This is a genomic window from Bacteroides sp. 41_26 (genome assembly GCF_949740115.1).
Classification (GTDB): domain Bacteria; phylum Bacteroidota; class Bacteroidia; order Bacteroidales; family Bacteroidaceae; genus Bacteroides; species Bacteroides nordii.
In genome coordinates, this window is the sequence record NZ_CATJGZ010000070.1 from 39,986 (window position 1) to 54,875 (window position 14,890).

Sequence of the window (14,890 nt, forward strand, 5' to 3'; positions counted from 1 at the left end):
AATTTAGTTCATACTATGACAGCGTTTTATTGAAACGCAAATGATCGCAGATTAAATGGCTGCGCTATACTTGAGCGATGATATTTTTTGCGTGAATCTGCGAGTTTCTGCGTTTCAATAATAATATCATATAATTTAGAACGATTACTTAGCCAATTGTGTATTACTATGAAACCACTTTATCAAGAACTTCCGTTTTCTGTGGAGAATTACATTAATTTTTATCGGGAAGATTTACCTTACTTTATTGTTCCGTGGCATTATCATCCCGAAATAGAGATTATGTGTATAGAACAAGGTAGTGGAACTCGTTTTGTGGGTGATCATATTGAGAGTTATGAAGTAGGGGATGTTTGTATTATTGGTCCTCAGCTGCCTCATGAGTGGAGAAACAATAAAGAGTTTTTTGGAGAAGAAACCGGATTGCGATCTGTATGTTTGTGTGTTTACTTCCGTAAAGAGCTATTTGAAGGAGTGATGATCAACTTGCCGGAATTTATGCATATCCGGAGTTTGATAGAACGTTCCCGACGGGGCATAAAGTTCACAGGAACGGCACGTGAGCGTATTGCCGATTTTATCCGTAATACTTTTGATTCAAATGGGGTAGTGAGGGTTACCAACCTGATCACTCTATTGGAAATGATGGCTAATACGGATGAGTATGAGTTGCTTGCTAGTGTTGGTTTTACCCAGTCAGTCAATTCTTCCGATTTTGAACGTTTTAATAAGATATACCAATATCTGGTGAAAAACTTTAATCAGCCGATAAAACTTGAAGATGTAGCCGGTTTAGTAGGACTTACCCCTACTGCTTTCTGCCGTTATTTTAAAGAACGGACAAAGAAAACTTTTGTACAATATCTGAATGATATGCGTATCGGGCATGCCAAGCGGCTCTTGATAGAAGGTAAGATGAAAATCTCTACCGTGAGTATGGAAGTGGGATTTAATAATCTATCCAACTTCATTGAGCAATTCAAAAAGACAGTTAATATGTTGCCCACTGAGTACCAGAAACAGTATGGTGTAAAAAACAAAAAGGCTATTTAACGCGTACTCTGTATTCTGGAATATTATCAATTAAAATCTATATACCTATATTAATGATAAGATAACATAATTATCGGGGAAAATAGGAGACAGGACGCCTGTGTCTATCACCTACCTTTGTTCCCATCGAATTACATGTGGAATCTTAAAATATAGGTGATTATGGAAAATAAAAAAATTATCTTTCCTGAACTGTTCTTTACCGATAAGAATTTAGTTGGACGTGATGTTTGTAAAATTTCCCGGAATTTATCTGATTTAAAAGGCATCTTTGCCGATGTGGAAGCTTTTGAGAAAATGCCTCAGGACAAGCTTGCCTACGAAGTCAGTAGTTTTTTACCCGAAAAGGAAGGGACTCCGGGAGGATTGTATTTCGGTATTACTTATTTGTATCCGGGAAAAGTCGGCAATGAGTATATGATGACGAAAGGACATTATCATGCGAGTATCGACCGGGCAGAATTTTATTGGGGCTTAGAGGGAGAAGGAATGCTTATTCTCATGGACGAACAACGCAATGTATGGGCAGAGCGGGTGTTTCCCGGCAGTTTGCATTATATTCCGGGAGGAGTGGCCCACCGGATGGCAAATGTAGGAAGTTCTCTTTTTTCATTTGCAGCTTGTTGGCCTTCGGATGCGGGACACAATTATGCCGAAATTGCCGAGAAAGGATTTTCCGCAAGGCTGATTGAAGTAAATGGTATTCCTCATTTAATCTGATTTGCGATGTTTTGTATAGCAATAGATTTAGGAGGGACGATTATTAAAATCGGTTTGGTAAAAGGAGATGAGATACTTGAATTCAGTTCATTTCCTGCCATAACTGGTAGTCTGGATAGTAATCTCCCTGCTATGGGAGGAGTAATAAACAGACTGCTGAACAAATGGAAAGTGCCGAAAGAAGAGCTCTCAGGTATTGGTCTCGCATTTCCGGGTATGGTAAATCCGAAGGAAAAGAGAGTAACTTCTACCAATGATAAATACGATGATGCTTGTGACATAGATCTGCCTTCCTGGGTTGACAGGAATTGGGGAACCTCATTTATTATCGATAATGATGCTCGTCTGGCACTTGCCGGAGAATGGTACATGGGGGCCGGGAAAAATAGCCGGAATATGGTAATGATGACTATCGGGACAGGTATTGGTACCGGAGTTGTTTTAGATGGACGGATTATTAAAGGGACTCACTATCAGGCTGGTTCATTGGGAGGACACATCGTTGTGGATTATCGGGGACGACGTTGTACCTGTGGTAATATTGGTTGTGTAGAAGCAATGGCTTCTTCTTTCTTTCTGCCGGAAATAATTCGTACCCATCCCAAAATCAGCAGTGAATATAAAGCAAAAGCTTCTTCTTATGATTTTAAGACCTTGTTTGACCTGATGAGACGGGGAGAGCCGGAAGCTACTCTGTTGTGTAAAGATTGTATGGATGTATGGGCGGCAGCCATCATCAATTATATTCATGCTTATGATCCTGAAATCGTTGTGATTGGTGGTGGCATTATGCGTAGTGCGGATATCATACTACCTTATCTCAAAGAACGGATTAATCGTCTGGTGTGGGCTCCGGAAAATAAAGTGGAAATAACAACTTCTTTATTAGGAGATAATGCAGCCCTTTTGGGAATTTCATGTACGTTGTCAACAATAAAAAAAGAAAAATGCTATGAACAGATATTTTAATGATAAATCTAATTATGATAAATATCCGGTGGTAAATGTACCGGGTATGGAAGAAGAATGCCGGGTGGGTTGGGAAGCTATTTCCGATTGTTTGAATAAAGACTTGTCGCAAATAGATAAAAAAGTAAAGATCGTAGTTCTGGAATGTTATCAGGGAGTGTTGGATGATGAGGTAGTAACGGCTTTACAGTCCTTTTTTTCTTCTTCTCACTGGTTCTTTTCGCAGGATGCTATGTTGTCACCGGAAAGGATAAATGCTCTTTTAAAACAGGATATTACAGACGATGAAATATTCGGTTATATGACTCGTCAGACAATGGATTGTTATTTTGACGAAGAGAAGTTGAAAGATGTCCGTTCGGAGATTGCTGCCGTTACCGAAGGTATTGTTTTTGTCTATGGAGTTGGAGCTGCTTATGTACAGCCGACATCCGACTTATTGGTTTATGCCGATATGGCCCGTTGGGAAATACAGATGCGTTTCCGTCGTAATGAAGTATCCAACGTTGGTGTTGAAAACAAAGAAGAACGTGCTTCTTTACAGTATAAACGTGCTTTTTTTGTTGATTGGCGTATCTGCGACCGGTTTAAGAAGAAATTGATGAAGAGATGGGATTACGTGCTCGATACGAATATAGCTGGTACTCCTAAGATGGCGACAGCAAAGGCAGTATGGAACGGATTGGAAAAAGCATCCCGTACGCCGTTTCGGGTAGTTCCTTTTTTTGATCCGGGACCTTGGGGTGGACAATGGATGAAAGAGGTGTGTGACCTGGACCGCGATGTTCCTAATTTTGCCTGGTGCTTTGATTGTGTTCCTGAAGAAAACAGCCTTTATTTCAGTTTTGGAGATGTTCGTTTTGAAATACCGTCTATTGATCTTGTTTTTGCTTATCCGGCACGTTTGCTGGGCAATCCGGTATATGGACGTTTTGGCGATGAATTCCCTATCCGCTTTGACTTTCTTGATACGATGGGAGGGGGAAATCTGAGTTTACAGGTACATCCTCTGACACAATATATACAAGAGAAATTTGGTATGCACTACACACAAGATGAGAGTTACTATATGCTGGATACCGCAGAAAATGCTACTGTCTATCTGGGTGTGAAAGAAGGCATTGATCCGCAAGAGATGATTAATGCTCTTAATGAGGCACAGGAGAGCGGACATTTTGATGCGGAGAAATATGTGGGTAATTACCCTGTTAAGAAGCACGATCATTTGTTGATACCGGCAGGTACGATACATTGTTCCGGAACAAACGGGATGGTACTTGAAATTAGTGCAACCCCTTATATTTTTACTTTCAAACTCTGGGATTGGGGACGTTTAGGATTGGATGGTCGTCCACGTCCTATCAATATAAAGCATGGTCAGGAAGTTATTCAGTGGAACCGTACAGAATCCTGGGTTAAAAAAGAAATATTCAATCGGATAGAACGAATCGCTGAAGGGGAAGGCTGGAAAGAAGAGCGAACCGGGTTGCATGAGAATGAGTTTATTGAAACCCGCCGGCATTGGTTTACGGTTCCTGTTTTGCATCGGACAGATGGTAGTGTGAATGTGCTTAATCTGGTGGAAGGAAGAGAAGCTATTGTAGAAAGTCCGACAGGAAAATTTGAGCCTTTTGTGGTTCATTATGCTGAGACTTTTATAGTTCCCGAATCTGTGAAGGAGTATACGATCCGTCCTTACGGAGAATCTGAAGGAAAGCAATGTGCTACTATTAAAGCTTTTGTCAAACATAATCCTTAATCTGCTTTTTGATATGATTTTTAATCCGGGTTTTAATATAGAACCTACAACGAACCCCATGGGGTTCGTTTATGGGGCCGATGTTTTTGGTCCTCAGGTAGAGAATCGTTTGTTGAAAGACATTCGCAAAAGTTTATCCGATCCTGATTGTGAGGGTCCGGAAGTAGTGTATGCCATTGCTATGGATGTTGGTAAAAAGATCCATGCAGAGTTATTGAAAGAGAGACATCTTCTTTATGGAGTAGTGACCTATGCAGCCGGAAAATTAGGCAAAGAACCGATACGTAGCCAGGGGCACATTCATTGGGTTTCAAAGTTCAGTCATTGGTCTACTCCGGAAGTTTATGAGATATGGTCGGGTGAAGCTATTATTTATATGCAGGAGTTTGCAGAAGACAATCCCGGACGTTGCTTTGCCGTTTATGCCCATCCCGGTGATGTTGTGATTGTACCTCCATACTGGGCACATGCCACTATTAGTGCCAATCCGGATAAACCATTGACGTTCGGTGCCTGGTGTGATCGTGATTATGGTTTTGAATATGATGGAGTCCGTAAGCATAAAGGCATCGCCTGGTTTCCCGTTTTCAACGATAAAAATGAGATAGAGTGGCAGGCAAATCCATTGTATGATAAGTCGGAGCTGATATGTAAATCTCCTGCCGGTTATTCAGAGCTGGGTATTGTAAAAGGTGAAGCAATCTATACAACTTTTGAAAAGAACCCGGATACATTTTTATATGTTCCCCGTCCGGAACTGAAAAAAGAAGTATGGGAGAATTATGAACCTTAATAAAGCAGAGAAACATTAATAAATAACCCAATTTAACTACCATGAAAACAGAGTATAATAGTAAGCTTATTTATGTCATAGCAGTAGTTGCTGCTACAGGTGGACTATTGTTTGGATTTGATACCGGAGTGATATCAGGAGCCATTCCTTTTTTCCAGAAAGATTTTGGAATCGATAATAGTATGATTGAAATAATTACGGCTTCCGGATTGTGTGGTGCTATTTTAGGAGCACTCTTTTGTGGAAAGATTACAGATACGCTCGGACGTAAAAAAGTAATATTGGTATCCGCTGTCATTTTTGCCATTGGTGCTTTATGGTCCGGATTTGCTCCCGATGTTTATCATCTGATTGCTTCACGTTTATTTCTGGGTATAGCTATCGGAGTTTCTTCTTTTGCCGTACCTCTTTATATTGCAGAAATTTCTCCTGCAAAAAAACGGGGAGCTTTGGTTTCGATGTTTCAATTGATGGTTACGATAGGAGTATTGGTTTCTTATCTTTCCGATTTATTTTTTGCCGATGAAAGTCAGATAGATTGTTGGCGGCCGATGTTTTACGTCGGGGTTATCCCGGCTATTGTTTTGTTTGTAGGTATGCTATATATGCCCGAAACTCCGCGATGGCTGATGAGTCGTGGAAGAGAATCGGAAGGATTGGCCGTTCTGTCACGTATCGAGAGTCCGGAATCGAGAGACGAGGCATTTGAAGCAATTAAGAGAGAAGTAGTCAAAAGTCGCGAGGAGAAAGCCGGGTATCGTGAATTGTTTAAACCCTGGTTACGCAACGCTGTGATCATTTGTATTGGCATTATGTTTTTTCAACAGTTTGTGGGAATTAATACAGTCATCTATTATAGCCCTAAAATATTTCTTATGGCTGGGTTTGACGGTACGGTTTCTGCTATCTGGGCTTCTGTGGGAGTGGGAGCCGTCAATCTGCTTTTTACCATCGTTTCTGTATATTTTGTAGATCGGTTGGGAAGGCGCAAACTTTTTTTCACTGGTCTGACAGGAATCACGGTTTCTCTGATTTTATTAGGTATTTGTTTCGCTTTCTCCGCTTCGTTAGGCGATGCGGGTAAATGGTTGTCCGTCACATTGGTCTTTTTCTATGTGGCTTTTTTCGCTATCAGCATTGGTCCGTTGGGGTGGCTTATCATTTCCGAAGTATTTCCTCAGAAACTCAGAGGGCTGGGTTCCTCCATCGGTTCTTTGTCCGTATGGTTTTTTAATAGTATTGTATCTTTTACTTTTTTCAAAATTGTGCATGCTTTCACTATCAGTGGCACCGAGATATATGTGGAAGGTGAGAATCTGGGAAATCCGGCCGGTGCATTCTGGTTTTATGCAGTAGTGGCTTTAGCAGCTTTGATATGGGGATACTTCTATGTTCCGGAAACCAAAGGAATCTCTTTGGAAAAGATCGAGGAGTATTGGCGCAAAGGTGGCAAACCACGCTTTCTGAAATAGAAAAACCGAACGAAATATTGGAATAATACCAATAAACAGACCTTGAAATGATTATTATGGTAAGATATCATAATTATCAGCTAAAATGGCGGAAAGAAGGTATGTTGCTTATCCGTACTTTTACATTCGTCATTCGATGCTAACCAAAACTCTTTTATTGATCGGGATATAAATAGACTATAATAAATGAAAACACAATGAATATGAAAACAGAGTATCTATGTAAGAGTCGTATGAAGCATATTTTGCTTATAGGGACTGCAATGTTTCTTATTTCTCCCATTACCCTTTATGCCGGTGTTACAGTAGACCTGAATACAAATACTGAAACCGGAATTATGAATGTGGCACAGCAACAACAGACTGTAAAAGGTATTGTAAAAGGGCCGGACGGATTGCCCGTTATTGCTGCCAATATCTCCCAGAAGGGAACTAATAATGCTACCATTACCGATTTGTATGGTAACTTTACACTGAATATTACAGGACAACACCCTGTTCTGGTTATTTCGTATATAGGATATGTCACTACGGAAGTAAATGTGTCAGGAAGGGCTTTTATTGAAGTAGTGTTACAGGAAGATGTCGAAGCATTGGATGAGGTAGTGGTAGTAGGATACGGAACCATGCGTAAGAAAGACGTTACGGGAGCCGTATCTTCAGTCCGGACAGAGGATATTACTAAGAATGCTACTTCTAATGTGATGCAAGCCATTGCAGGAAAGATGTCGGGGGTACAGGTTGTACAAAATTCCGGAACTCCGGGAGGTGATGTCTCTATTCTTATACGTGGAGTTGGTACCATAAATGATGCATCTCCTTTGTATGTTATCGATGGGGTGCCTGTCAGCGGCGGTATGTGGTATCTGAATCCTAATGATGTAGAATCTATCGATGTTTTGAAAGATGCTTCGGCTACGGCTATTTACGGTTCCCGGGGAGCCAACGGCGTAGTGATGGTTACTACTAAACAAGCACAGGAAGGGCATACGGAAATTAATTTTGATTATAGTTACGGCATACAACATACGGCAAAAACATATGACATGCTGAATGCATCACAATATGCCGCTTTACATAACGAAATGCGTACTAATGCCGGACCTGAATATTCTTTAAATCCGGCTTTCTCCGATCCGGAATCGTTAGGAACGGGTACCGACTGGATGGATGCCATTTTCCGTACTGCACCCATGCAAAAGGTGAATCTTTCCATGTTAGGTGGAAATCAGAAGATAAGCCATGCTACCTCATTGGGCTATTATACGCAGGATGGTATTATGAAGAATTCGTCTTATAATCGTTTGAGTCTGCAATCGAATATATCCTCTAAAATTGTATCAAATGTAACGGTAAGAGCAAACGTAAACCTGAGTGCGGAGAATCGTCGTACTCAACCGGTCAGCACAGTTATTCAAAATGCAATGCGTATTTTACCTTCTATTCCGATTCAGGATGAAAATGGTGAATATGCCGGTCCTACCGGTAATGCAGAATGGAATGGAAATGCACTAAATCCGGTGGCTATTATCAATGAGCAAAATTATCGGATGAAAGGATTCCGTATGTTATCCAATATTTCTCTTGAGTGGGAAATTATAAAAGGACTGAAGTTCAAAACCACAGGTGGAGCTGAGTTAGGGTATGATTATAATAATTCGTATATTCCTAAGTACAAATGGGGAATGAATGAATCGAAGAATACCATGCAAACTGTTTCTTCTGCTTATGAACAGTTGTATTTGTGGGATAATACTTTGAATTATGATAAGTCTTTCGGGAAACACCGGATAAATGCCATGGTAGGTACTTCTTATCAGGAATATAAAAAAGAGAGTGTATCTGCTTCTGGTTCCGGGCGTGCCAGCGAACTGACTACGGAACTGGATAATGCAACTAAAGCGACCGATGTAGGAGGTAATTCATTGCGCTGGGCGTTGATGTCGTACATGGCACGTTTACATTATTCGTATGATGACCGTTATTTAGTGACAGCAACTTTCCGGGCAGACGGTTCGTCGAAATTCGGTAAAGACAATCGCTTTGGTTACTTTCCCTCCTTTGCTGCCGCATGGAATATAGGCAACGAATCTTTTATGCAATCTGTGAAGCCCATCTCTCAACTGAAACTCAGAGCCGGTTACGGACAGACAGGTAATCAGAATATCGGTGCTTATGCTTTTGCCGATAAGCTGAGCGTGAACGGAGTTTACAATTTTGGTTCTCAACGTGGTTTCGAATCAAATCTGGTAAATTTGATATATCCTTATCTTTTATCCAACCCGTCAGTAAAATGGGAAGCTGTAGAACAGTATAATGTGGGTGTTGACATTGGTTTCTTAAAGAACCGTATTGTTGCAAATCTTGATTTTTACGTGAAAAACACACGTGATATGTTAACCAAAAAACCGGTTCCTCAAACAAGTGGTACTTCCTTGGAACAGGCAGATTGGCCACCGGTAAATATAGGTAAGGTACTGAATCGGGGTTTTGAATTTACCATCAATACAAAGAACTTTGTAGGAGAGTTTAAGTGGGAGACCAATCTTAATATGAGCTTCAACCATAATGAAGTTGTCTCTATTGGCGGTCCTGAAATTTTGAACGGTGTAAGCCTTATTCGGGAAGGACAACCTATAAACTCTTTCTATGGCTACAAACTGGGAGGAGTATACCAGACACTTGATGAAGTGTTCACCGGGCCTGTAATGGAAAATCGTGCAGCGGACAAAGCGTCTCACAACCCTTATAAAAACACCTCTCCCGGTGATATGTGGTTTGTTGATGTGGATGGAAACGGTGAAATTAATGATCTGGACCGTACGGTTATCGGTAATCCGTCTCCGGATTGTATTTTTGGTTTCAATAACACGTTCAGTTATAAAAACTTTGATTTGAGTATTTTCTTTCAGGGTGCTTTGGGCAATCAGGTTTGGAATGGTGTGAGAGCCAGCCATGAGAGTATGAACAGTACCTATAACCAACTGGCATCTACTTTAGAGAGATGGACGGGTGAGGGAACCAGCAGTTCTATGCCACGTGCCATATATGCCGACCCGAATAATAACTCACGAGCTTCTACCCGTTGGCTGGAAAATGGTTCTTATGCAAAGCTCAAAAATCTGACATTCGGTTATACGCTTCCGGAAAACTGGACAAACAGGGCAAAAGTAAAAGCGTTACGCCTTTATGTTAGCTTCGATAATCTCTGTACTATAACCAACTATTCAGGATTGGATCCGGAAGTCGGATTAAGTGGACTGGACTATGGAGTTTATCCTTCCGCCCGTACCTATATGTTTGGTGTATCCGTTAAATTCTAATATGATAAAGCCATGAAAAAGTATATTTATATATTCGCCTTTTTAGGACTGTCACTCTGTAGTCAGAGTTGTATGGATAAGCTGGAAATATTACCCAGTGACCAGATTATTACCGATAATTTCTTCGAGAAAGGTACGGCAGAAGAAATAGAAAGTGGAGTCAACTCCATGTACCAGCGTCTGCAAAGTTCGTATATGTACAATCTCCGTATGTGGACACTGGATATTGTGGCCGGAGAGGGTAGTGTAGGCAATGAAGCGGGAGGCAATGGGTTGGAAACTACCCAACTTGCCAATTTTATAACTACCAGTGATAACTCTGGTGCAAAAGAATTATGGCGGGGCCCTTGGGCAGGCATCAGTCGTACGAACTGGATTTTGAATAACATAGATGATGCTGTCCATGTAAGTCCGGATAAGATTACTCAATATAAGGGAGAAGCACATTTCCTTCGTGCTCTGTATTATTTCAATCTGGTACGTTTGTTTGGAGATGTTCCGCTGATTAAGACTCAGCAGACAGCAGGAGACGACTTACAGGTTCATCGTACACCCAAAGAAAAGGTTTATGAACTGATTATACAGGATTTGAAAGATGCTTCTACCATGCTGCCTGTGCAATATGAACAATCTTCCGACATTGGTCGTGCTACCAAAGGTGCTTCTTTAGGATTATTGGCAAAGGTTTATCTTACGCTGAAAAGATATGATGATACCATTCAGGCCATCGAAGAATTGAATGCTTTGAATGTGTATTCATTAAACAGAAGGTACGATTGGAACTTTGATTATTTGCGTGAGAATGGCCCCGAAAGCTTGTTTGAGGTACAGTACGAAAAAGATATAACTACCTATTCCGAATTTGACATACTTGGACAGGGAGCTTGGCACAATGACTATATGGCTCCTTTGGCTCCGGTAGCCATTGGTGGCAGATGGGGAAACTTTGGCTGGTTTGCCGTTTACCCGGAATTTGTGAATTCATATGAAGCCGGAGATTTGCGTAAGGTAGTATCTGTCTGGTGTCAGGGCGACCAGTATAAAGGATGGGCCTATAACCCTTCGGTTTCTCAAACCGGACATAATGTGAAGAAATTCTTGTGTGAAGATATTGGGCAGGACCGTGCAATGGATAGTCCTTTGAACTTTCCCGTATTGCGTTATGCCGATGTGTTGCTGATGTATGCCGAAGCTTTGAATGAAACCGGGCATACCGAAGAGGCATGTGCTCCTGCTGCTTCTTATGAAGAAGGAGGGCCGTTGAATCGTGTTCGTGTCAGGGCGGGATTACCTAATGTTACTACCGAAGACCAGGCAGAGTTGCGTGAAATCATTCGTCACGAGCGTCGTATGGAATTGGCTTTTGAAGGCGGTCACCGTTGGTTCGATTTGATTCGTTATGATGAAAACGGAGAGTATGCAAAGAATTTCTTTCATAGTATAGGCAAAACCAATTTCACTACTCCCAAACATCTGTTATTGCCTGTTCCAATGGATGATATTGATGCTAACCCCAATTTGAGACCGAATAATCCCGGATATTAATTTAAATCAGAAAAAGTATGAAAAAGAAATTTCTATTGTTAGTTGCCTTTGGGGCTCTGGCTTCCTGGATGAATGCACACGACGATTTGATTTACAGGACACAATCGGGATGGAGTTATGATATCGGCAATCAGTCTCATATTACTCAAACGGTGGATGCTGCTTTTATAGGGGGAGCTTGTGTGGGCGATTATAATGGCGATGGGTTGGTGGATATTTGTGAGGTAGAGATTAGCGGTGAAAATATAAAATGGGTATGGAAAATAAATGATGGTAAAAAAGATTGGATAACAAGCCCTTCGGTAAGTTTTGGTATCAGTGCTACCGATAAGTACGTGACTGGTGACTTTAATGGTGATGGAAAGACTGATATTGCCGTTATGCGTTCCGGAGCCGGAGGACTGGCCACCTGGTATATCGACTTTTCCCCTTGTGAGGGGAATGTCGATGCCAGAGGTCAATTCGGATTACCCGGAGATATCCCTTTATCGGGTGATTTTAACGGTGATGGGGTAGATGATCTTGCTGTTTATCGTCCTTCTACGGGAACCTGGTATGTTGCGTTCTCTTCTTTGACCGGTTATCCTGAATTCGATATGCCTTTGGCTATTAACGGAGTAGTGTTCGGTACGACAGAAGATATTCCTTTTACCGGTGATTTTAATGGCGACGGCTATACCGATATGGCTCTTTATCGTCCTTCTACCGGACAGGTTCTTATTAATTATTGGTCGGCAGACAAGCCTCGTTATGAACATTATGCCGATTCAAAAGGGTATGGTACTGTCGATGGTACTGTAATGGTACCGCTAACGGGTGTTCTTGCTGTCATGTCTGCTGATATGGATAATTCGCGTCCTGCGGCTTTGCCTTTGGCTACCTTTGAAGAAACGGGCCGGGAGGTGAATCTCCGTCACGGGTGGACCTGTATTTTTGATAATTCCTTGAATGTGGATAAATGGGCTCATAATCTGGAAGCTGTAGGAATTAATACATTGGAGTATCATCCCTGGATGAGAGCTCACGAAGAGATTGCTCCTCAAACGGAAACGTGGAACACCTATGTAGGAGACGATCGCCTTTGGACAAGCAAAGAGACAATGAAAAAGAAAATAGAGAAATTCCGCAGTATCGGAGGACGTTCTGTTTGCTATACCGGTATATATGCCGCCACTCCGGCTTTCGCTCATAATTATCCCGATTGGGCTATGCGGAATGTAGCTGACCGCAGTTTCATTACTTATGGCAACTCTTATCTTTACTTGATGTCTACCAACGAATCAGTCGATGCCTCCTATACAATAGGAGGGGAGACTTTTAAAAATTTCAATGATTATTTTGTATCTCAGGCTGTAAAGGCGCAGAAGGAGTATAACTGGGACGGATATCGTTGGGATTGGTATGGACTACCTGAGAACTATGTTTGTGACGGAACTTCTGCAGCTTGCAACTTTTCATCCGAAATGGCTCCATTGGTTAATCGTTTGGATTTGGCAGTGAAAGAGGTACGTGCAGATGTCACTACTACGGCTTTGCAACTGCCTTCTACAAGTGGAAATATTCCCCATTATACTACGGGAGCCGTAGCCAACCATCAGTTTATGGAGCTTTGGCCTTTTGGTACGGGAACCAAATATACAGACCTCTACCGTGATATTTATGAAGCAAAATCACGCTATCCGGATAAGCCTGTATTTGCCAATTTTTATCCGCCTGCTGAGATGAATTTAACGACTGGCTGGCCCAAACAGAATATCGATTATCAATTTGCTACCTGCCTTTCTGCCGGTGGTTATCCGGCTGCACAGGTCGTAGACGGAGTGGCAAGCTTTACAGATCCCGTACCTTTCCATGCTGTAAATTATCCGGTGGAAGTACTCGAACGGATAGCCAGCTGGAATAAGTTTACAGAAGCTTACGGAGCCTATCTGTATTATTCCAATCATGCCTATGTGATTGCCGATTATAATTATTCGGATTTATCATTGAGTAATGCCACCGGTATCTATGCCAAGTTAAAGAGACGCTGGGACAAACGAACTCGCCGGATGGATGCTTTGATTGTCGATTTGGTAAATTATGGTTCTACAGTAGATTTACGCTGGGATGCAGTTAATGCAGTCCCTCAGACAAAAACAGTAGAGGTATCTTTTACACTGCCGGACAATGTGACTCCGACAGACCTTTACTGCATTACTTTGGAAGAAAGCCGGAAAGTGGATTATACCCTGGAAGGTACTAAAATACGGGTGTCACTTCCTTCATTGGATACATTTGCCACCTTGGTACTGAATCTGAATAATACGGTTGGAATACCGCAGGAACCCGGAAAAGAGGCTGCTACATTTGATCTGTTTCCTTTCCAATACGATGCCAAAGGAGAAACCCTACGCTCCGGAAAAGTCAGTGCTATTACAGTTCTTGATGATCAGGAACCTCTCATCGTATCCAATGATTATAACGGTAATGTATCTCATGCCGATGGGATAACGGATGCATTTACAGGTGAGAGAGCATTGCAGGTAACTCCGGGAATGATTCGTTTCACCACCACTTCGGATGGTGCCATACGTGTACCTATTGATCAATTCAACCGCTTTAAAATAGCGATTCGTTCTCACAACACCACGGCTTGTTGGTTTGGTTTCCGTCTGATAAAACCGTCTGCCAGTTCTCCTGTATGGGAAACGAAAGACATATTCTATCGGGTAGGATATTCTCAACCGGGATTGGCTTACCTTACATTGACACCCGTAAAGCCCAAAGATGGTGAATGGGTGGAATATGAAAGGAATATCCAGCAAGACCTCATCGGATTGTGGGGAGAAGACTGGGCGGACGCTATCGTAATATCTGTTTTCATGGGACCGGTAGACAGGAATAGTGCCGACTATGATAATTTGATTTTCATGTCTGACGGGTATACAGGAATTGATTCTCTTAAAAAAAAAGATGAAATAAAAATCTGTTTTACTGACGAAGGTTCTCTGATGATTGTATCTGGTGGAATGCAACAGGAACATCTTTACGAAATCCGGTTAATGGATATGGGAGGCCGTATCTGTTACGAAGACAGACTCCGGTTTAATAACGGAATACTCTCTTGCAGCATTCCTCCATTGCCGAAGGGTGCTTATCTGCTGACTATTAATGATACTGAAGAGAAGAGTCTTAACTCTTTATATTCTTCAGTTGTATTTCGGTAAAGTTTTAAATAAATGTCGATGAATTACTATTGTATAATTTAAATTTAATG

At 41.6% G+C, this 14,890-nt stretch carries 9 protein-coding genes; all 9 read left to right on the plus strand.

Annotation, left to right across the window (positions count from 1 at the left end; translation table 11 throughout):
- Nucleotides 1–168 precede the first annotated feature (168 nt).
- Nucleotides 169–1,053, plus strand: coding sequence for an AraC family transcriptional regulator (locus tag QX565_RS09800; protein ID WP_002561484.1), 885 nt, complete (start codon nt 169–171; stop codon nt 1,051–1,053).
- A 162-nt stretch (nt 1,054–1,215) separates the two neighbouring features.
- Nucleotides 1,216–1,773, plus strand: a complete 558-nt coding sequence (locus tag QX565_RS09805; protein ID WP_007486685.1) for a glucose-6-phosphate isomerase family protein — start codon at nt 1,216–1,218, stop codon at nt 1,771–1,773.
- A 6-nt stretch (nt 1,774–1,779) separates the two neighbouring features.
- A complete protein-coding gene (locus QX565_RS09810; protein WP_221649420.1) occupies nt 1,780–2,742 on the plus strand; it encodes an ROK family protein in 963 nt (320 codons plus the stop codon).
- Nucleotides 2,726–4,501, plus strand: coding sequence for a class I mannose-6-phosphate isomerase (locus QX565_RS09815; protein ID WP_289292679.1), 1,776 nt, complete (start codon nt 2,726–2,728; stop codon nt 4,499–4,501). The genes QX565_RS09810 and QX565_RS09815 overlap by 17 nt, the downstream gene beginning before the upstream one ends.
- A gap of 13 nt (nt 4,502–4,514) precedes the next feature.
- On the plus strand, nt 4,515–5,294 hold the full coding sequence (locus QX565_RS09820; RefSeq protein ID WP_025867622.1) for a glucose-6-phosphate isomerase family protein: 780 nt from the start codon (nt 4,515–4,517) through the stop codon (nt 5,292–5,294).
- A 41-nt stretch (nt 5,295–5,335) separates the two neighbouring features.
- On the plus strand, nt 5,336–6,766 hold the full coding sequence (locus QX565_RS09825) for a sugar porter family MFS transporter (RefSeq protein ID WP_289292680.1): 1,431 nt from the start codon (nt 5,336–5,338) through the stop codon (nt 6,764–6,766).
- Between the two features lie 203 nt (nt 6,767–6,969).
- Complete coding sequence (locus QX565_RS09830; RefSeq protein WP_289292681.1) at nt 6,970–10,089, plus strand: SusC/RagA family TonB-linked outer membrane protein; 3,120 nt, start codon at nt 6,970–6,972, stop codon at nt 10,087–10,089.
- A gap of 12 nt (nt 10,090–10,101) precedes the next feature.
- A complete protein-coding gene (locus QX565_RS09835; RefSeq protein ID WP_025867619.1) occupies nt 10,102–11,634 on the plus strand; it encodes a RagB/SusD family nutrient uptake outer membrane protein in 1,533 nt (510 codons plus the stop codon).
- 17 nt (nt 11,635–11,651) lie between these two features.
- Nucleotides 11,652–14,840: an FG-GAP-like repeat-containing protein gene (locus tag QX565_RS09840; protein WP_289292682.1), complete on the plus strand. Its 3,189-nt coding sequence runs from the start codon at nt 11,652–11,654 to the stop codon at nt 14,838–14,840.
- Nucleotides 14,841–14,890 lie beyond the last annotated feature (50 nt).